Here is a 20,364-nt window from a genome sequence, read left to right on the forward strand (position 1 = left end):
CGCGCCATCGACGACGGAGACGTTGCCGATACTGCCCAGATGGTGAAATTGGTAGACACGCCAGCTTCAGGTGCTGGTGACCGCAAGGTCGTGGAAGTTCGAGTCTTCTTCTGGGCACCAATTTCGAGCTTGAGATTAGATCAATTTCAAGGCTTGCACAAAAACCCGCGAAAGCGGGTTTTTGCATTATAAGCTTTTGATTTATTAAAATTAAATCAGGGGTTTACAGATCAAAAGCTCTCCGTATAGTGCGCCACATCAACAGCGGCAACGCTGAAGATTATGCCCAGATGGTGAAATTGGTAGACACGCCAGCTTCAGGTGCTGGTGACCGCAAGGTCGTGGAAGTTCGAGTCTTCTTCTGGGCACCAATTCAAACTCAAGGTTTCGGCCTTGAGTTTCACAAAAACCCGCGAAAGCGGGTTTTTGCGTTTCTGGCTTTCAAAAATCTATCAAAGACTCCCGGCGCGCTCACTCCCTGTAGCAGCTGGCGAAGCCTGCGTTCGGCTGCGAAGCAGTCGCAATCCCTGAGAGCACACCCTTCCTGGCACACCGCTTCGGCTGATTTCACGACTGCTTCGCAGCCGAACGCAGGCTTCGCCAGCTGCTACAGGCCGCGCAAGCCGTTTGGAGCAGCACCATGCGCACTTGAGAAACAATATCGTTTATCATTGTTTCAAGTTTTTGCAATGCGACAGTGAGGAACCCTGCGAATGATGTTTCGAAATACCCTGCGCCGCGGCCTGACCATCACCCTGCTCGGCCTGGCAATCGCCACTCCCCTCACCCAGGCTGCTGATCCAGTTTCCCTGACACTCTATAACGGTCAACACAAGGAAGTCGGCGACGCCGTCGCCAAGGCCTTCGAAGCCAAGACCGGCATTCACGTCAACGTCCGCAAAGGCAGCAGCAACCAGCTTGCCAGCCAGGTCGTCGAAGAAGGCGAGCGCTCCCCTGCTGACGTGATCTACACCGAAGAATCGCCTCCGCTGAACAAACTTGGACAACAGGGCGTGCTCGCGCCAACTGATGCCGCGACCCTGGCCGTGTTGCCCAAGGACTATGTCGCTGCGGACGGCACCTGGATCGGCATCACCGCCCGGGTTCGCGTAGTTGCCTACAATCCCAAGCTGATCGACGAAAAAGACCTGCCCAAGTCGGTGATGGAATTCTCCGACCCGAAATGGCAAGGCAAGGTCGGCTTCGTGCCCACCAGCGGCGCGTTCCAGGAACAGGCCGTGGCTATCATCAAAGTGCATGGCATGGACGCCGCCGAAGAATGGCTGACCGGCCTGCGCGCATTCGGCAAGACCTACAGCAACAACATGGTCGCCCTCAAAGCCGTTGAAAACGGCGAAGTCGCCACCGTACTGGTGAACAACTACTACTGGTTTGCCCTGCAGCGCGAAAAAGGCCAGCTCGATTCCAAATTGCACTACTTCACCGGCGGCGACGTCGGCGGGCTGATCACCGTATCCAGCGCGGCCGTGTTGAAATCCAGCAAACATCCCAAGGAAGCCCAGCAACTGCTCGCCTACATGGCCAGTGAAGAAGGGCAGCGCGTGATCACCCAGACCACCGCCGAGTACCCGCTGCACAAAGGCATGCAATCGGACCGCGGCCTGAAGCCCTTCAGCGAGCTGGAAGCGCCGAAAGTCACCCCCGCTGACCTCGGCAATGCCGAAGAAGCACTGGACCTGGAACGCGACGTTGGCTTGAACTGATGAGCGCATCGTTATCCGCCCCCGCCTCGCGCGGGGGTTACGTACCACGGCGCAAACGCCCGTCCATCTGGCTATTGCTGCCAGTATTGCTGCTGGTTGTCCTGAGCCTTTTGCCGTTGGTTTACGTCGGCCTGAAGACCTGGCAGGCCGGTTGGGCCGAGGCACTGCATCTGCTGTGGCGGCCTTATGTATTCGGGCTGCTGCGCAATACCCTGGCGCTGATGGTCGGCGTGACAGTCGCCTGTGGCGTGATCGGCTTGTCGTTGGCCTGGCTGCTGGAGCGTAGCAACCTGCCAGGGCGACGCCTATGGGGGGTGATTCTATGCCTGCCATTTGCGGTGCCCGCGTTCGTCAGCAGTTTCACCTGGGTGTCCTTGAGCGCAAGCTTCGAAGGCCTGGGCGGGGCAATCCTGGTGATGACGCTGTCCAAATACCCGCTGATTTTCCTGCCGGTGGCGGCCACCCTGCGCAATCTGGACCCCTCCCTGGAAGAGTCGGCCCGGACCTTGGGGCAGAATCGCTGGGGCGTGTTTTTCCGGGTCACGCTTCCGTTACTGTGGCCGTCATTGCTCGCTGGCTCCTTGCTGATTGCCCTGCACATGCTGGTGGAGTTCGGCGCACTGTCGATCATCGGCCTGCAGACCTTCACTACGGCGATCTATCAGCAGTTCGAGCTCGAGTTCAGCAACGCCAACGCGGCGATGCTCTCGGCAGTGCTGCTGGCATTGTGCCTGATGCTGCTCTGGCTGGAACTGAAAGTGCGCGGCAAGGGGCGACACGTGCGCACTGGCCAGGGCGCGGCACGACAGGCCGGGCAGGTTCGCCTGGGGCCGTGGGCTGTCGTGGGACAAGCGTACTGCCTGGCGTTGGCAATCATTGGCAGCGGCATTCCGCTGGGGATGCTGGCTTACTGGCTGGCGGTGGGCTCGTCGGCGGCGTTCCCGGTGGCGGCGATTAGCGAGGCGTTGTTGTCCTCGCTCGCGCTGTCGCTGGGCGGCGCGGCGTTGTGTCTGGTGCTGGCAGTGCCAGTGGGACTGCTGGTGGTGCGCTATAAAGGCCAACTGGCGATCTGGGCTGAGCGCTTGCCCTACCTGCTGCATGCGCTGCCAGGCCTGGTCATCGCGCTGACCCTGGTGTATTTCGCCCTGCATTATGTGCCGGTGCTGTACCAGACCTCGGCGTTGCTGCTGATCGCCTATGCGCTGCTGTTTCTGCCGCTGGCCCAGGCGCCGATTCGTACAGCCTTGAACAAGGCAGCGCCGCAGCTGGAAGAGGCGGCTCGCACGCTCGGTGCATCGTCCTTCAGTGCGTTTTGTCGAGTGACCCTGCCGATCATTTTCCCGGCACTGGGAGCGGCGTTTGCGCTGGTGTTCCTGGATGCGATGAAGGAACTGACGGCGACGTTGCTGCTGAGCCCGACCGGGCTGAATACGTTGGCAACTGAAGTGTGGGCGCACACCGCGAATGTCGAGTTTGCGGCGGCGGCGCCTTATGCGGCGTTGCTCATTTTGGTGTCGGGGTTGCCGGTGTATTTGTTAACTACCCGGATGTATCTGAGCCGCTGAGATAGCTATCGCGAGCAGGCTCACTCCTACGCTGGATTTGAGGCGTCCACAATTTTGTGTCCGCCCACGACCCTGTAGGAGTGAGCCTGCTCGCGATGAGGCCAGCCCTGCCAACACAAATCCTAAGCCCGGAACTGCCCCAGGCTAGCCTTCAACTGCGCCGCCAACCCATCCAGTACCTTGCCGCTGGCCGTAGTTTCCACCACCGCCTGAGCCGCTTTCTCGGCCTGGGCATGAATGGTCTCGACACGACCCCGCACCGCCTGCGCGCCCTGGGCTTGATGCGCCGCTGCTTGCGTTGCAAGACCAATCGCGGCATGAACCTGCTCGACCGACGCCTGCACCGACTGCTGCAACCGCGCACTGTCGCGCAGCACCAGCAAGCCTTCACTGGCCTGACGCCCCGCCTGGCCAATGGCAGCTACTGCCTCGCGCGCACCTTGCTGCAGGGCGACAATATGCGCCTGGATATCACCGGTTGAGCTCTGGGTCTTGCTGGCCAACGCCCGTACTTCATCGGCCACCACCGCAAAGCCGCGACCGGTTTCCCCGGCACGCGCCGCCTCAATCGCCGCATTGAGCGCCAGCAGGTTGGTTTGCTCGGCAATCCCGTGGATGACCGTCAACACCACTTCAATCTGTTCGCTCTGTAGCGCCAGGCGCTCGATGACCTTGGCCCCAGTGTCCACCTGCCCGGCCAGCGCCTCGATCAGACTGCCGACTTTTGCCGAAGTCCGGGTGTTTTCATCGGTAGCCGAACGAATGTCCACCACCTGCTGCAAGGCGGCCTGCATGGCGTGGCTTTCCGACTGCGCCTCATCCGCCATTTGCGAAAGCGCCCGCAGGCTCTCGGCCACCTCATCGCGCTGCATTCCTGCCGCAGCATCAGCCCCGGCATTGCGCAAGGTCATCGCGCCGATTTCCACGCCGGTGCGCTGAGCCACATCCCCGGCTTCGCGCACAATGGGTTGCAACTTGTCGACAAAGCGGTTCACCGCCGAGGCCATGTCGCCAATCTCGTCCTTGCTGTTGATTTGCACACGCTTGGTCAGGTCGCCCTCACCCGCTGCCAGGTCGTCCATGGCGGCAATCAGCAACTTCAGGCGATTGACGACACGACGACCGAGCACCACCGCCAGTAACAGCAGCACACCAAAGCCGACCACCGCCAGGCTCATGCCTATGCGCCAGCGCAAAGTGCCCGCAGCTTCCTGCACCGTGGCTGCGGTGTTGGCTTTCATGTCTGATGCTGTCGATTGCGCCGACTGCAGGCGTGCACGCATGGCCGTGGCGCTGTCTGCGGCGGCGCCCTTGAGGCTGTCGCCGACCAGTTGATCACTGCTGGCGATTAATGCCGAGAAGCGCTTGTCGAGGGCCGCCAGATCGGTTTCGACCGAAGCGGTCGAGACGCCCATCAGAACCTTGCCGATTTCCACCCCGTTCGGATTGATCGAAGCTTCGAGGTAATAAACCGATGGATCGTTCTTCGCCGCGTCCAGCACCTTGTCCAGCGCCCGCTCGCCCTGGCCTTTTTCCAACAGGGCCTTGTTGATCGGGTTCTCGCGGTTCAGATAACGCGTGAGGTGCTGCCCGGTGGCGTCGTCGTAGACCACGAACAACACATTGGGATTGCGCTGCGCCCGGCGGGCGAATTCGGAAAGCGTCGGGACGTCGCTGTCCCACATCGCACGAGGCGCCACCGAGGCGAGCAGTTGCGCCATATCGTTGGCGGAGTCCTTGAGATCCTTTTCCAGGGTCGCGCGCAATTGCGCCTGTTCCTCTTCCAGTTTCGAGGACAAACCCGCCGTGAGGCGTTGCCGCGTACTGGTGGAAAGGCTGTCGAGACTTGACGTGACTTCGCGTCCGGCTTGCTCAAGCTCGCCGGACAACTTCTGACTGTCAGCGCCCAGGCGCACAGCCAAATCGGCTTCCAGCGCAGTCACCGTGCTCCGTGTCAGGGCGACTGCCACTAACACTTGCACCAAAAGGGCGATACCAAGGGTAACGAACACGGGCCGCAACAAACGGCTTTGTAACAATGAGAGAACGGCCGACACTAGGAATCCCTCTGCTTGACGCCATTAAATTGATGGCACCCCACAAAAGATGCACTTAATGAAGATCACAGCAAAGGTCATGCCGCCGCACAGGCAGAAACGACAAAGGCCCCAATTGAGGGGCCCTTGTCTTTTACATCAACAGCTTATTAAGCGAACGGGTGACGCAGAACGATGGTTTCGTTGCGGTCCGGACCTGTCGAAATAATGTCGATCGGCGCACCGATCAGTTCTTCGACACGCTTGATGTAGGCACGGGCGTTAGCTGGCAGCTCTTCCAGGGTTTTGGCACCCACGGTCGATTCGGTCCAGCCCGGCACTTCTTCGTACACAGGCACCAGGCCTACGTAGCTGTCGGCGTCAGTCGGAGCAACGTCCTTGCCTTCTGCATCCTGGTAGCCGATGCAGATATTGATGGTTTCCAGGCCGTCGAGTACGTCCAGCTTGGTCAGGCAGATGCCCGAGATGCTGTTCACATCGATAGCACGACGCAGGATAACGGCGTCGAACCAGCCACAACGGCGGGCACGGCCGGTGGTCGCGCCGAACTCGTGGCCTTGCTTGGCCAGGTGCGCACCGACTTCGTCGAACAGCTCAGTCGGGAAAGGACCCGAACCAACACGTGTGGTGTAAGCCTTGGTGATGCCCAGGATGTAGTCCAGGAACATCGGGCCAACACCCGAACCGGTCGCAACGCCACCAGCCGTGGTGTTGGAGCTGGTCACGTACGGGTAGGTGCCGTGGTCGATGTCGAGCAGCGAACCTTGGGCGCCTTCGAACATGATGTCTTTACCAGCGCGACGCAGGTCGTGCAGCTCGGCAGTCACGTCCAGCATCAGCGGCTTGAGCAGCTCGGCGTATTCCTTGCACTCGGCCAGGGTCTTGTCGAATTCGATGGCTGGCTCTTTGTAGTAACCCACCAGCATGAAGTTGTGGTAATCCACCAGTTCACGCAGTTTGTCTTCAAAGCGCGGCATGTTGAGCAGGTCGCCCACCCGCAGGCCGCGACGCGCGACCTTGTCTTCGTACGCCGGGCCGATGCCGCGACCGGTGGTACCGATCTTCAGCTCGCCACGGGCCTTTTCACGGGCCTGGTCCAGCGCTACGTGGAAGGACAGGATCAGCGGGCAGGAGGGGCTGATGCGCAGGCGCTCGCGCACCGGCACGCCCTTCTCTTCCAGCTTGGTGATCTCACGCAGCAGGGCGTCCGGTGCAACTACCACACCGTTGCCGATCAGGCACTGCACGCCTTCGCGCAGCACGCCCGACGGGATCAGGTGCAAGACGGTTTTTTCGCCGTCGATCACCAGCGTGTGGCCCGCGTTGTGGCCACCTTGGTAGCGCACTACGGCGGCAGCATGTTCGGTCAGCAGATCAACGATCTTGCCTTTGCCCTCATCACCCCATTGGGTGCCCAGGACTACGACATTCTTACCCATAACACTTGTCCTCTTCGCGCAAACTTGGTGCCGGCCACGGGCCGACAGGAAAACTCAAGAAGCCAGTGGCGATACTTGCCACAGCCCGTTCTGCTGAATCAATTGCCGGTCGCAGTCCGCTTCACGGGCGGCGGCCAAAGGTTGTCCAGGCAAGGCCTGAACGACACGCTGACCCTCACTGCGCAACTGGCAAACCTGCTGCCAGAGTGCCGCATCCGTACTGTCAGGCATCCAGATACCGCCAGACGGTAGCTCGATCTCAGCACGCCCCAGGGTCACCAGGGTTTTCAAATCGGTAGAGAAGCCGGTAGCCGGACGAGCGCGACCAAAGTCAGCACCGATATCGTCATAACGGCCGCCCTGGGCGATGGACTGACCAACACCCGGAACGAACACGGCGAACACCACACCAGTGTGGTAGTGGTAACCGCGCAACTCGCCCAGGTCGAAGTACAGCGGCAAATCCGGGAAGCGCACGGACAGCCGCTCGGCGATTGCCAGCAGATCATCCAGCGCCGCCAGTACTGGCGCCGGCGCATGGGCCAGGCGCTCACGAGCAGCTTCCAGCACTTCACGGCCGCCGCACAGGTCAACCAGTGCCCGCAGCAGGCCCGACAAATCGGCAGGCAAACCTTCGGTCAAGGTAATGACCTCGTCGATGGCCTTGCGCTGCAGCGCATCGAACAACTGCTGCTCGACTTCACCGGACAAACCGGCGGCGCGCGCCAGGCCACGGTAGATGCCGACATGCCCGAGGTCCATGTGCACATCCGGCACATCGGCCAGTTGCAGCATGGCCAGCATCAGGCTGATGACTTCCACGTCGCTGCTCGGACTGCCGTCGCCATACAGCTCGGCGCCCAGCTGGATCGGGCTGCGTGAGGACGACAAGGCGCGCGGCTGCGCATGCAGGACGCTGCCGGCATAACACAGGCGGCTCGGGCCTTCGCGACGCAGGGTGTGCGCATCGATGCGCGCCACCTGCGGCGTGATGTCGGCACGAAAGCCCATCTGCCGGCCCGACTGCGGGTCGATGACCTTGAAGGTACGCAGATCGAGGTCCTGGCCCGCGCCGGTCAGCAGGGATTCCAGGTACTCGATATGGGGAGTCACGACAAACTCGTAACCCCAGCTCTGGAACAGATCCAACACCTGGCGGCGCGCTACTTCAATGCGCGCTGCCTCCGGTGGCAGTACTTCTTCGATGCCATCTGGCAGCAGCCAGCGGTCTACCGTTGCCATTACGCCATTCCCCTATGATCCGGGCGGCCAGCCGTTGGGCGAGCCTTGAGTGAAGCAGAAAATGGCCGGCCCATGCGCAAACCAGCGCGCATGGACAACAGGGCGAAAAGCCTGCAATCGGCTTCGCCTGCCATTTCCCTCGAAAAACCTGTCGAGTTGTTCAACTCGAGTGCCTGCATAAAAACCGCAATCAAACGTGCAGACGCAAAAAAGCCGGGAATTTCCCGGCTGCCGCATCATACACACGTTTTCCGAAAGGATCACCCCGCCCGAGGTTTTAGCCGCCAGGCGGGGGATGATTCAGGTCAACGCCGTATCAAGGCTTGGCTTTTTCCAGGTAACGGAAGAAGTCGCTGCTTGGGTCGAGGACCATGACGTCGGATTTGTTCGCGAAGCTTTCACGGTACGCGCGCAGGCTACGGTAGAAACCGTAGAACTCCTGATCCTGGCCGTAGGCCTTGGCGTAGATCGCTGCCGCCTGGGCGTCACCATCACCGCGAACCTCTTCAGATTCACGATAGGCTTCAGCCAGCAACACGCGGCGCTGACGATCGGCGTCTGCACGAATGCCTTCAGCCAGCTCGTTACCTTTGGCGCGGTGCTCGCGAGCTTCACGCTCACGCTCCGAACTCATGCGCTCGAACACGCTGCGGTTAACTTCCTTCGGCAGGTCAATGGCCTTGACCCGAACATCGACGACTTCGATGCCCAGCTCTTTCTCGGCCATCTTGTTCAGCGAAGCGGTGATGTCAGACATCAACGCATCACGCTCACCCGAGACAACCTCGTGCAAGGTGCGCTTACCGAACTGGTCACGCAGGCCCGATTCCAGTCGACGGGAAAGACGTTCGTCAGCGATCTGCTTGAGGCCGGAAGTTGCGGTGTAGAAGCGCTCGGCATCTTTCACGCGCCACTTGGCGTAGGCATCAACCATGACGGCTTTCTTTTCCAGCGTGAGGAAGCGTTGTGTCGGTGCATCCAGTGTCATCAGGCGAGCATCGAATTTGCGCACCTGGTTAACATAAGGCACTTTCACATGCAGGCCCGGCTGAACATCAGCCTGGACCACGCGACCGAACTGCAGCAACACCGCACGCTCGGTCTGAGCCACGATGTAGAAGCAGTTCCAGGCAGCGATCGCCACGACGACCACGACAATAAGGGCGATCAGCGATTTATTGCTCATCAGCGACTCTCCCTGGTACGTGCCTGCTGTTGCTGCAGGTCAGCTGCGGCACGCGCATTCGCTTCATTGCTGGTGGCTGCTGCGCCAGTCACCGGAGCGCTGGTACTGCGACCACTGTCAATCATCTTGTCCAGCGGCAAGTAGAGCAGATTGCTCTGGCCATTCTTGTTGCCGGTCACGAGGACCTTGCTGGTGTTGCTGAAGACTTCCTGCATGGTGTCCAGGTACAGACGCTCGCGGGTAACTTCAGGAGCCTTGCGGTACTCGCTGACCAGTTTGGTGAAGCGATCGGCCTCACCCTTGGCGCGCGAGACGGTTTCGTCACGGTAGCCATTGGCATCTTCAAGGATGCGCTGGGCCTGACCACGGGCTTCCGGCACGACGCCGTTGGCGTAGGTTTCAGCCTGGTTGCGCGAACGCTGCTCGTCTTCACGGGCACGGATCACGTCATCGAAGGCTTCCTGCACTTCACGCGGTGCCGCTGCGCTTTGTACGTTGACCTGGGTGACAGTGATACCGGTGCGATAGGTATCCATGAAGCGTTGCAGACGCTCCTTGATCTCGCTGGCCATCAATTCACGACCTTCAGTCAGCACCTGGTCCATCGCGGTGGAACCCACCACATGGCGCAGGGCACTTTCAGTCGCGTGCTGCAGGCTGATTTCAGGCTGATCGACGCTCAGCACGAAGTCCTGCAGGTTGCTGATCTTGTACTGCACGGTCAGCGGCACTTCGACGATGTTCTCGTCTTCAGTCAGCATTTGACCCTGCTTGGTGTAGGCACGCTCGCGCGTGACGTTTTCCAGGTACTTGCGATCGATCGGCGGGAAATAGATATTCAGACCCGGGCCGACGGTTTCGTAATACTTGCCGAAGCGCAGCACCACGGCTTGCTCCTGCTCGTCGACTACGTAGACCGCGCTATACAGCCAAACGGCCGCCAGCACGACGAGAACGACACCAAGAATGCCGCCGAAGCCGCCACTCTTGCCCGAACCGCCGCCGTCATCACCACGTTTCTTACCACCACCGAACAACCCGTTCAGGCTTTCCTGCAGCTTTCGGAAGGCCTCGTCGAGATCCGGTGGTCCCTTGCGGTCGCCGTTATTGCGGCGCTTGCCACCCCAAGGATCCTGATTATTCGAGTTGCCACCCGGCTCATTCCAAGCCATAGCGCTCTCCATCTGATAAAGCAAAGACGCACCCACGGCGCGCCGACCAATGCTACAGAATGCCTGTCACCACGGCACAACCGCTTTCTCAGGCTTTTATTGCAAAGTGTGTTGTTCGATGAACTCTGTCGGCACAACGCCTTCACGGCTGACCAGCCGATTGAGCTCCGAGCGCGGCAATCGAACGGCCAGCAAGCTGACACCTTCTTCGTCGTGTTCTTCTTTCTGCACCGCTCCGAGTTCGAAGAACTGCGCACGCAGTCGAGCGAATCGTTGCGGCAAGCGCAAGGTACCGATAAACAACTCACTGCCCAACAACTCGGCAATGGCTTGCTCAAGCAATTCCAGGCCACTGCCATCACGCGCCGAAAGCCAGACCCGTTGAGGCTTGCCGTTTTCGTCGCGCTGGATTTGTGGCTCAACGCCTTCAAGCAAATCGAGTTTGTTATAGACCTCGAGGATCGGCAAGTCCTGGGCACCAATCTCGCCCAGTACCACCATCACCTGCTCGATCTGCAACATGCGATCCGGTTCGGCCGCATCGATGACGTGCAACAGCAGGTCGGAGTTGCTCGACTCTTCGAGGGTAGACCGAAATGCCTCGACCAGCTTGTGCGGCAAGTGACGAATGAAACCCACAGTGTCGGCCAGGACAATCGGCCCCAGGTCGTCCAGTTCCAGACGGCGCAAGGTCGGGTCCAGCGTGGCAAACAGCTGGTCTGCCGCATACACGTCGGATTTCGTCACGTTATTGAACAGCGTGGATTTGCCGGCGTTGGTATAGCCCACCAGGGACACGGTAGGAATATCCGCGCGGGTACGGCCACGTCGCGACTGTTCGCGCTGGCTGCGTACTTTTTCCAGCCGTCCCTTGATTTGTCGCAGGCGAACCCGCAGCAGACGGCGGTCGGTTTCGAGTTGGGTTTCACCCGGGCCACGCATGCCGATACCGCCACCTTGACGCTCAAGGTGAGTCCAGCCACGAACCAGGCGGGTGCTCATGTGGTCAAGCTGGGCCAGTTCAACCTGGAGCTTGCCTTCATGGGTACGGGCGCGTTGGGCGAAAATATCGAGAATCAGACCGGTGCGGTCGATCACGCGACACTCGAAAACACGTTCGAGGTTACGTTCCTGACTGGGCGTTAGCGTGTGATTGAAGATCACCAGGTCTGCCTCTTCGGCATGGACCAGGTCGCGTAGCTCCTCGACCTTGCCGCTGCCGATAAGGAATTTGGCGGTTGGCCGATGACGCGGCACGTTAAAAAACGCAACGGTCTCGGCGCCGGCCGAATTAGCCAATTCCTGAAACTCCTGCGGATCTTCGCGCGCCTCAGGGTCCTGTCCATCCAAGTGAACGAGGATTACTCGCTCACCACCACCGTGGCGCTCAAAGAACAAAGGAGACTCCTATCAGGCGTTACCTGGCTCAGCGTCACCCGCTTCGGATTCGGTTGCGCTAGGCAGACGAATTGGACGAACCGGCACCACTGTAGAGATAGCGTGTTTGTAGACCATCTGGCTTACGGTGTTTTTCAGCAGGATGACGAACTGGTCGAAAGACTCGATCGTGCCTTGCAGTTTGATCCCGTTGACCAGGTAGATGGAAACCCCAACTTTCTCTTTACGTAAAGTATTCAGGTAAGGGTCTTGTAGCGAATGCCCTTTTGACATGTGCCGCACTCCTTTAAGGATTCAATATAAAAAATAGGTAATCAGATGGCTTGTGGCCGTCACACCCCCAAGGATAGACGGCAATTGCAAGGACTCAGCTCAATATGGAGATGGTCCCCAGGTATTTCAAGGCGCGCGGCAGATTGTCGCAATCCAGGCTGTCCAACCAGTGTAAATCAGCCCAGCTGCGCAGCCAGGTGAACTGGCGCTTCGCCAACTGGCGCGTGGCAATGATTCCACGCTCCTGCATCTCGGCTTGCGTCAGCTTGCCATCCAGGTAATCCCAGACTTGTCGGTAGCCTACTGCACGTATAGACGGCAACCCGGCATGCAGGTCACTTCGCTTACGCAGGGCTACGACCTCGTCAATGAATCCCTGTTCCAACATTAATGTGAATCTTTGTTTAATCCGCTCATGCAGTACTTGGCGATTTGTTGGAGCAATGGCCAAGTTCGCGACAGTATAGGGCAATTGTTGCCGCCCCGAAGCGGCTGCTTCAGTACTTTGCGCAGATTGTTGCAAGCGTAGCGCAGTCATGCTCTGACCGCTCACCCGGTAAACTTCCAACGCTCGACTGAGGCGCTGAGGATCGTTCGGATGAATACGCGCTGCAGACTCCGGATCGATGATCGCCAACTGGTCGTGCAAGGCTTGCCAACCCAGGCGCGCGGCCTCTTCCTCGATCTGCGCGCGAACTTCAGCATCGGCCGCTGGCATGTCTGCCAAGCCGTCCACCAAAGCCTTGTAATAGAGCATCGTGCCGCCGACCAGCAGGGGAATTTTTCCGCGAGCAGTTATGTCAGCCATGGCCTCGAGGGCGTCGCGACGGAAATCTGCAGCAGAATAGCTCTCGGCCGGATCAAGGATATCGATCAGGCGGTGCGGGTATTGGGCCAGTAATTCCCTGGAAGGCTTGGCAGTCCCGATGTCCATGCCGCGGTAGACCAACGCCGAATCGACGCTGATCAGTTCACACGGCAAGACCTTGGTGAGCTCGATGGCCAGGTCGGTTTTGCCGGCAGCGGTCGGCCCCATGAGGAAAATCGCAGGAGGGAGCTGGCTCATCAACGACCGCGCAAGAACAGTTTGTCCAGATCGTCCAGGCCCAGCTGGGTCCAGGTCGGTCGGCCATGGTTGCATTGACCGCTACGCTCGGTATTTTCCATATCGCGTAGCAGACCGTTCATTTCCGGGAGCGCCAGGCGCCGATTGGCGCGAATAGCGCCGTGGCAGGCCATGGTGCCGAGCAATTCGTTCAGGTGCGCCTGGATGCGGTCACTGGTGCCGTACTCCATCAAGTCGGCCAAGACATCGCTGACCAGCCGATTGGCTTCCGCTTGCTTGAGCAAGGCTGGAATCTGCCGAATGGCCAGTGTTTCCGGGCCAAGGCGCTGCAATTCAAAGCCCAGGCGTTGGAACCAGGCGATGTTCTCTTCCGCGCAATCGCCTTCGCGCTCACTCACCGCCAGGGATTCGGGAACCAACAGCGGCTGGCCACTCAGGCCTTCGCTGGCCATGGCAACTTTCAGCCGTTCGTACATGATCCGCTCGTGCGCGGCGTGCATGTCCACCAGCACCAGGCCCTGGGCATTTTCGGAAAGAATGTAGATGCCTTTGAGCTGGGCCAATGCATAACCCAGCGGAGGGATATCGTCCTGCCCGGCCGGCAGGGCAACAGCATTGGCTTCCGGCAACGGCGCAAAAAACTCACGATACGCTGCCTGGGCTTCAGCTGCAGGCACGCCGGACTGCGGCCGCGGGGTGTATTGATACTGATAGCCGGCGCCAGCGCCGGAGCCCGCCGTATTGAACGCCGGTTGCGCCTGAGGTTGCTCCAGCAGCGCATTGGCGGCCAGGCGCATTTCGCCTTGCGGACCGAATTCGCCGGCATCAATACCGCTCGGGCGAACGCTGGCCGTCGCCAACGGCGCTGCCAGATGGTCATCCGGGCGCACGTCGCCCAAGGCGCGGTGCAACGTGCCATAGAGGAAATCGTGAACCATGCGCCCATCGCGAAAGCGCACTTCGTGCTTGGTCGGGTGCACATTGACGTCAACGCCAGCCGGATCGACTTCGAAGAACAGCACGAAAGTCGGATGCCGGCCATTGAACAGCACGTCGCGATAAGCCTGGCGTACGGCGTGAGCCACCAGTTTGTCGCGCACCGCGCGGCCATTGACGAAGAAATACTGCAGGTCGGCCTGGCTGCGGTTGAACGTCGGCAAACCGACCCACCCCCACAGATGCAGGCCATTGCGCTCGATTTCGATCGGTAGAGCCTGCTCGAGAAAGCCCGAACCACAAATTGCCGCCACCCGACGCGCACGGGCCGCGTCGTCGTGGGCCTCGTGCAGGCTGAGGATGGTCTTGCCGTTGTGGCGCAGATGGAATGCCACGTCGAAACGCGCCAACGCCAGGCGCTTGATCACTTCCTGCAGGTGATCGAATTCGGTTTTTTCGGTCTTGAGAAACTTGCGGCGGGCCGGGGTATTAAAAAACAGGTCGCGCACTTCCACCGAAGTGCCCACCGGATGTGCCGCCGGCTGCACCCGGGGCGACATGTCGCGACCTTCGGTCTCCACCTGCCAGGCCTGATCGGCTTCGCGGGTGCGCGAGGTCAGCGTCAGGCGCGCCACGGAACTGATCGATGCCAGGGCCTCGCCACGGAACCCGAGGCTCATGACCTGCTCAAGGTCTTCCAGGTTGCGAATCTTGCTGGTGGCGTGGCGAGCCAGAGCCAAAGGCAGGTCATCGGCCGATATCCCGCGACCATCGTCACGCACCCGCAGCAACTTGATGCCACCGAGCTCGACATCGACGTCAATGCGTTTGGCGCCGGAGTCGAGGCTGTTTTCCAACAACTCCTTGATTACCGAAGCCGGGCGCTCGACCACCTCGCCGGCGGCAATCTGGTTCGCCAGGCGTGGGCTGAGCAGCTCGATACGAGCATCGTTGGCGACGACCTGATTCATTCCTTGGCCGCCAGTTCGGTGCCAGGAATGGTCAGGTGCTGACCCGCCTTGAGGTCGTCAGTCTTCAGATTGTTCGCGCTGCGCAAGGTGGCCGGGGACACCTGGTAACGCACGGCAATCATCGCCAGCGTCTCACCGGGGTTGACCCGGTGATCGCGTGGTCCTTGGGCGATCCCGCCGGAATCACGCAACCAGGCGATGTAAGTGCCTGGCGGAGGATTCTGCTGGAAGAACTGGCGTACGCCGCTGCTGATAGAGCGGGCCAGCGCTTGCTGATGGCTCGACGCGGCGAGTTTCGATGCTTCGTTGGCATTGGAGATAAACCCGGTTTCCACCAGGATCGACGGAATGTCCGGAGATTTCAGTACCATGAACCCGGCCTGCTCCACCCGCTGCTTGTGCAGCGGGGTGACGCGACCAATGTTGCTCAGGACTTTCTGGCCGACGTTGAGGCTGGAGGTCAGGGACGCCGTCATCGACAGGTCGAGCAATACGCCAGCGAGCATGCGGTCCTTGTCGTCGAGACTCACGTTGCCGGCACCGCCGATCAGGTCGGAACGGTTTTCGCTGTCGGCCAGCCAGCGGGCCGTCTCGGAAGTGGCTCCGCGATCAGACAGGGCGAATACCGAAGCGCCGAATGCCGCCGCCGATGGGGCCGCGTCGGCATGGATCGAGACGAACAGGTCAGCACCCTTCTTGCGGGCAATTTCGGTTCGGCCGCGCAGCGGGATGAAATAGTCGCCCGTACGGGTCAGTTCGGCGCGGAAGCCCTTCATGCCGTTGACCTGGCGCTGCAGCTCGCGGGCAATGGCCAGCACCACGTCTTTCTCGCGCTGGCCACGAGAGCCCGAAGCGCCCGGATCTTCGCCACCGTGACCGGCATCGATGACCACAATGATGTCGCGCTTGCCTGCCGGGGCTGGCGGTAACTTGACTGGCGGATCGATTGGCGTGACCGGCACCGGAGCTACCTTGGCGACGTTGGTCTGTACGGGAATAGGCGCAGCGTCGGCGGCGTCATCGAACAGGTCGACCACCAGGCGATTGCCGTATTGGGCATTCGGCGCCAGGGTGAAGCTTTTCGGCGTGACGGCTTTCTTCAGGTCGATAACCACCCGCAGGTCGGTCGGCGTGCGCTGGGCCGAACGCATGGCGGTAATCGGCGTGTTCGCCGAGTTGACATTCAGCGGGGCACCCAGGGATGCGCCATTGATATCAATGACCAGTCGGTCTGGCGCAGTCAGCGTGAAAACGCTGTGCTGCACCGGCCCTGTCAGGTCGAACACCAGCCGTGTGTTGTCCGGCGCTCGCCACAAGCGAACACTGTTGACCTTCGATTCGGCCACAGCGTTGACGGTTACCGCCAAAAGCAACAATCCTACGGCAGCTACCATCGCGCGAAAGCGCATACCTGACCCCATCATCTAATTGGATTCCAATGCCAAAGCGGCACACCACGACTCGCCGCGCGAGCCTTGGGACAAAATTTTCAGCGAACGCCCGCTGTCTTGCGGGCTAATGGTAATGGTCAGGTCGGGCTTTGGCAAAAAGCCTGCACCCTTTTCGGGCCATTCAATAAGACACAGAGCGTCATCTTCGAAATAATCCCGAATGCCCAGGTACTCCAGCTCTTCCGGATCGACCAGCCTGTAGAGGTCGAAATGGAAAGCCCGGACCTCGCCAATCTCGTAAGGCTCGACCAAAGTGAATGTCGGGCTCTTGACCGCACCGACATGTCCCAGCCCCCGAATGATGCCCCGCGACAGCGTGGTCTTGCCCGCCCCCAGATCACCCTCGAGAAAAATCAGACCATGCCCACCAGTGGTTCGTGCGATGCGTGCACCCAATGCAGTCATCGCCTCTTCATCAGCCAGGTACAGGGTTACTTCAGACACGGTGCTTGCTCCTCCAACAACTGACGAATGGCCGGGATCAGATCACTGGCCGCCAGCCCACGGCCCGATTTACCTTCCTGCGCGCCAGCATTGGCGTGCAACCACACCCCCAGGCAGGCCGCGTCGTATGCGTCCATGCCTTGGGCCAGCAAAGCGCCGACCAAACCGGCCAGCACATCGCCCAAACCCGCAGTAGCCATCGCCGGATGGCCCTGATGACACACCGCCAGACGCCCGTCGGGGTTAGCGATCAGGCTGCCGGCGCCTTTGAGAACGACGACGGCTGTATATTTTTCACTCAATGCACGGGCCGCCGCAGGGCGGTCAGCCTGAACCTCGGCCGTCGACAGGCCCAACAAGCGCGCAGCCTCCCCCGGATGCGGAGTGATCACGCAACCCTTGGGCAAGCGGACATGCGCCTCGGCCAGCAGGTTCAGCGCATCGGCGTCCCAGACTTGCGGCAGCGGTGCGTTGGAGGCAGCGGACAATAGACTGCGTCCCCAGGCGGTCTGCCCCAAGCCTGGCCCCACCACCAGCACTGACACCTTGCCCAGCAATCCCATCAGCTGATTCGCCGACGAAGTACCCAGCACCATCGCCTCGGGAATCCTCGCCAGGGCGGCGGGCACGTGTTCGCTGCGTGTTGCCACTGAGACCATCCCCGCGCCACTGCGCAGCGCGCTTTGCGCACTCAGGAGAATAGCCCCGCCGAAGCCGCGATCACCGCCGATCAGCAGCACGTGGCCAAATTGACCTTTATGGGCAACAGGCGCCCGGGATGCCAGGCGCGGCAGATTCGCGGTGCTCAGGCGCCGGGCACTGATAGCCGCGCCAGCCAATAGTTGAGGATCTGCCTGCAGATCATTGAATACCAGGTCGCCCACGTTATCCGCTGCATCGCCAGTGAACAGCCCCAGTTTCAGGGCGATGAAGGTTACCGTCAGGTCAGCACGGACCGCGCAGCCGAGGATTCGCCCCGTGTCGGCACACAAGCCTGAAGGAATATCTACCGCAGCGACTGGCAGGCCGCTGGCATTGATGGCGGCGATAGCACTGGCGTAGGGCTCACGCACTTCACCGCTCAGCCCGGTCCCCAGCAAGGCGTCCAGCACTATTGCGCGCAAGGTGGACTGCGGACTCCAGGCTTCGATGGACACATTTTCCGCAACCGCCTCGGCATGAGCCCGCGCCGCATCACCCTGCAAACGCTGGGGATCAGCCACGGCCAATACGCGTACCGACCACCCTGCGCGCCTGGCCAACACGGCCACCAGATAGCCGTCACCGGCATTGTTGCCATGCCCGGCCAGCACACTCAGTTCGTTCGCCGACGGCCATTGGCGCACCAGCGCGCGCCAGGTCGCCCGGGCCGCACGCTGCATCAATTCGAAGCCTGGAGTGCCCGCCGCGATCAAGCTCGCATCAAGCCCACGGACTTGCGCGGCGCTGTACAGCGCGTCGGGTAATTCATCTTTAGTGTGCGGCATGCGTCTTCGGGCTCCGATGTCTGGCAGAATTATACTCACCTCAGCTCCGGTTTCTCTCGCCTCATGCCCGCTATTACCACAGACCTGTCCGCCCTCGCCCAATCCATCAAGGACTGGGGCCGCGAGCTGGGCTTCCAGCAAGTCGGCATCAGCGGCCTCGACCTGGCCGAGCATGAACAGCACCTGGAGCGCTGGCTGGCAGCCGGCTACCACGGCGAAATGGAATACATGGGCGCCCACGGCAGCAAACGCTCGCATCCAGAACAACTGGTACCCGGGACCCTTAGGGTGGTTTCCCTGCGCATGGACTACCTGCCGGGGGACACCGAAATGGCCAAGCGCCTGGCTGAACCTGAAAAAGCTTACGTCTCGCGTTATGCCTTGGGCCGCGATTACCACAAATTGATCCGTAAACGTGTGCAACAACTGGCAGAAAAAATCCAGGCGGTCATCGGCCCCTTCGGTTATCGCGCCTTTGTCGACAGCGCCCCGGTGCTGGAGAAGGCCATTGCGGAAAAGGCCGGCTTGGGCTGGATCGGCAAAAACACCCTGGTATTGAACCGCAAGGCTGGCAGCTATTTCTTCCTCAGCGAGCTCTTCGTTGATCTGCCGCTGCCCGTAGACCCACCCCACAGCACCGAACACTGCGGCCGCTGCACCGCGTGCCTGGATATCTGTCCCACCAATGCGTTTGTCGGCCCCTATGTGCTGGACGCCCGACGCTGCATTTCTTACCTGACCATCGAGCTCAAAAGCGCGATTCCGGAAGAACTGCGACCACTGATCGGCAATCGGGTGTTTGGTTGCGACGACTGCCAGATGGTCTGCCCATGGAATCGGTTTGCCCGCCCTTCGGGGGAAAGTGACTTCAAGCCGCGGCACAATCTGGACAATGCCGAACTGGCCGAGCTGTTCATGTGGGATGAAGAAAAATTTCTCGGCAGCACCGAGGGCTCGCCGTTACGTCGGGCGGGTTATGAGCGCTGGCTGCGTAATCTGGCGGTGGGCTTGGGCAATGCGCCGTCGAGTATTCCGGTGCTGGAGGCGTTGAAGGCTCGACGCGAATATCCATCCGAACTGGTTCGCGAACACGTGGAATGGGCCCTGAAACAACACGGCCTGGCGTAGGAGCTGCCGCAGGCTGCGATCTTTTGATCTTAAAAATCAAAAGATCGCAGCCTTCGGCAGCTCCTACAGGGGACCGCGTCACGCCTCGTCGTTATAGACGAACTTGGGCATTTCCCAGTGGAATCTGATCGCCAGCAACCGCAGCAGAAACCCGCCAAACAGCGTCACCAGGATGGCCTGCTCGCCTGGCATCTGCAGATAAATGCACAGCATGTAGCACCAGGCCGCCGCGAACGAAACGCTGGCGTACAACTCCCGGCGGAAAATCAGCGGTATATCGTTGCAGAAGATGTCCCGCAGGATGCCACCGAACACCCCGGTGATTACTCCGCTGACCGAAGCCACCAGCATGCCGTGGCCCATTTCCAAGGCGGTCATGCAGCCGATCAGGGTGAACGCCACCAGCCCCACGGCATCCAGCACCAGGAATAACGAGCGCAGGTGACGCATCCAGCGGGCAGCGAAGACAGTGAACATGGCGGCGAACGAGGTCAGCACCAGGTATTCCGGGTGTTTGACCCAGGTCAGCGGGTAATGACCCAGCAGCACATCGCGCACCGAGCCACCGCCCAGGGCCGTGACGCAGGCGATCAGCACCACGCCAAACCAGTCCATGCCGCGACGCCCGGCGGACAACGCGCCAGTCATGGCTTCGGCGGTGATGGCGATCAAGTAGAGCATCAGCAACATGGCAGCGGTCCTTGCGGGAAGGCGCGCAGTCTAGCCACTTCGGCGCGGCACCAAAAGAGGGCACTGGTTACATAAGACTGCGTCGCCTGCATCGCGGGCAAGCCTTGCTCCCACAGGCATACGCAGATCCCGTAG

Annotated in this window: 16 protein-coding genes and 2 tRNA genes; 5 read left to right on the forward strand and 13 right to left on the reverse strand. The window is 60.6% G+C overall.

Annotation, left to right across the window (positions count from 1 at the left end; all coding sequences use genetic code 11):
- The first annotated feature begins 33 nt into the window (after window positions 1-33).
- The 4 genes from ORL50_RS05655 (at window position 34) to ORL50_RS05670 (ending at window position 3,289) form a co-directional block, all read left to right on the forward strand.
- Window positions 34-120: transfer RNA gene (locus tag ORL50_RS05655), tRNA-Leu, on the forward strand.
- Between the two features lie 164 nt (window positions 121-284).
- Window positions 285-371 (forward strand) — tRNA-Leu (locus tag ORL50_RS05660).
- 342 nt (window positions 372-713) lie between these two features.
- A complete protein-coding gene (locus ORL50_RS05665) occupies window positions 714-1,724 on the forward strand; it encodes an iron ABC transporter substrate-binding protein (RefSeq protein ID WP_266010934.1) in 1,011 nt (336 codons plus the stop codon).
- Window positions 1,724-3,289, forward strand: coding sequence for an ABC transporter permease (locus ORL50_RS05670; RefSeq protein ID WP_266010936.1), 1,566 nt, complete (start codon window positions 1,724-1,726; stop codon window positions 3,287-3,289). Before ORL50_RS05665 ends, ORL50_RS05670 begins: the two co-directional genes overlap by 1 nt.
- A 122-nt stretch (window positions 3,290-3,411) precedes the next feature.
- Here ORL50_RS05670 and ORL50_RS05675 read toward each other — a convergent pair whose 3' ends face one another.
- From ORL50_RS05675 to ORL50_RS05730, 12 genes are all read right to left on the reverse strand, one after another.
- Window positions 3,412-5,346 carry a methyl-accepting chemotaxis protein gene (locus ORL50_RS05675; RefSeq protein WP_266010938.1) on the reverse strand — a complete coding sequence of 645 codons (1,935 nt, stop codon included), beginning with the start codon at window positions 5,344-5,346 and terminating at the stop codon, window positions 3,412-3,414.
- Between the two features lie 149 nt (window positions 5,347-5,495).
- The gene (locus tag ORL50_RS05680) at window positions 5,496-6,785 is read right to left on the reverse strand and encodes an adenylosuccinate synthase (RefSeq protein ID WP_266010940.1); all 1,290 of its coding nucleotides are present in this window, start codon (window positions 6,783-6,785) and stop codon (window positions 5,496-5,498) included.
- Window positions 6,786-6,839: 54 nt separating this feature from the next.
- On the reverse strand, window positions 6,840-8,027 hold the full coding sequence (locus ORL50_RS05685; protein ID WP_266010942.1) for an ATP phosphoribosyltransferase regulatory subunit: 1,188 nt from the start codon (window positions 8,025-8,027) through the stop codon (window positions 6,840-6,842).
- A 316-nt stretch (window positions 8,028-8,343) separates the two neighbouring features.
- Window positions 8,344-9,213 (reverse strand): protease modulator HflC, encoded by an 870-nt coding sequence (hflC, locus tag ORL50_RS05690; protein WP_266010944.1) that lies wholly within the window; start codon window positions 9,211-9,213, stop codon window positions 8,344-8,346.
- On the reverse strand, window positions 9,213-10,385 hold the full coding sequence (gene hflK / locus ORL50_RS05695) for an FtsH protease activity modulator HflK (protein WP_122841560.1): 1,173 nt from the start codon (window positions 10,383-10,385) through the stop codon (window positions 9,213-9,215). The genes hflC and hflK overlap by 1 nt, the downstream gene beginning before the upstream one ends.
- A 96-nt stretch (window positions 10,386-10,481) precedes the next feature.
- Complete coding sequence (gene hflX, locus ORL50_RS05700) at window positions 10,482-11,783, reverse strand: ribosome rescue GTPase HflX (protein ID WP_266010946.1); 1,302 nt, start codon at window positions 11,781-11,783, stop codon at window positions 10,482-10,484.
- A 12-nt stretch (window positions 11,784-11,795) separates the two neighbouring features.
- Window positions 11,796-12,056 (reverse strand): RNA chaperone Hfq, encoded by a 261-nt coding sequence (gene hfq, locus ORL50_RS05705; RefSeq protein ID WP_007902656.1) that lies wholly within the window; start codon window positions 12,054-12,056, stop codon window positions 11,796-11,798.
- A 94-nt stretch (window positions 12,057-12,150) separates the two neighbouring features.
- Window positions 12,151-13,122: a tRNA (adenosine(37)-N6)-dimethylallyltransferase MiaA gene (gene miaA, locus ORL50_RS05710; RefSeq protein WP_266010956.1), complete on the reverse strand. Its 972-nt coding sequence runs from the start codon at window positions 13,120-13,122 to the stop codon at window positions 12,151-12,153.
- Window positions 13,122-15,029, reverse strand: coding sequence for a DNA mismatch repair endonuclease MutL (gene mutL / locus ORL50_RS05715; RefSeq protein WP_266010958.1), 1,908 nt, complete (start codon window positions 15,027-15,029; stop codon window positions 13,122-13,124). Before mutL ends, miaA begins: the two co-directional genes overlap by 1 nt.
- Window positions 15,026-16,453 (reverse strand): N-acetylmuramoyl-L-alanine amidase, encoded by a 1,428-nt coding sequence (locus tag ORL50_RS05720; RefSeq protein WP_323055220.1) that lies wholly within the window; start codon window positions 16,451-16,453, stop codon window positions 15,026-15,028. Before ORL50_RS05720 ends, mutL begins: the two co-directional genes overlap by 4 nt.
- Window positions 16,454-16,924: a tRNA (adenosine(37)-N6)-threonylcarbamoyltransferase complex ATPase subunit type 1 TsaE gene (gene tsaE, locus ORL50_RS05725; protein WP_266010960.1), complete on the reverse strand. Its 471-nt coding sequence runs from the start codon at window positions 16,922-16,924 to the stop codon at window positions 16,454-16,456.
- Complete coding sequence (locus ORL50_RS05730) at window positions 16,912-18,411, reverse strand: NAD(P)H-hydrate dehydratase (RefSeq protein ID WP_266010962.1); 1,500 nt, start codon at window positions 18,409-18,411, stop codon at window positions 16,912-16,914. The genes tsaE and ORL50_RS05730 overlap by 13 nt, the downstream gene beginning before the upstream one ends.
- Before the next feature lie 63 nt (window positions 18,412-18,474).
- Between ORL50_RS05730 and queG the strand changes: the two genes are divergently transcribed.
- On the forward strand, window positions 18,475-19,539 hold the full coding sequence (gene queG, locus ORL50_RS05735; protein ID WP_266010964.1) for a tRNA epoxyqueuosine(34) reductase QueG: 1,065 nt from the start codon (window positions 18,475-18,477) through the stop codon (window positions 19,537-19,539).
- 78 nt (window positions 19,540-19,617) lie between these two features.
- Here the strand turns inward: queG and ORL50_RS05740 are convergent, their stop codons facing one another.
- On the reverse strand, window positions 19,618-20,229 hold the full coding sequence (locus ORL50_RS05740) for a trimeric intracellular cation channel family protein (RefSeq protein WP_266010965.1): 612 nt from the start codon (window positions 20,227-20,229) through the stop codon (window positions 19,618-19,620).
- Between the last annotated feature and the right edge of the window lie 135 nt (window positions 20,230-20,364).

The organism is Pseudomonas sp. RIT-562 (genome assembly GCF_026241895.1).
In the GTDB taxonomy this organism is placed as follows: domain Bacteria; phylum Pseudomonadota; class Gammaproteobacteria; order Pseudomonadales; family Pseudomonadaceae; genus Aquipseudomonas; species Aquipseudomonas mandelii_F.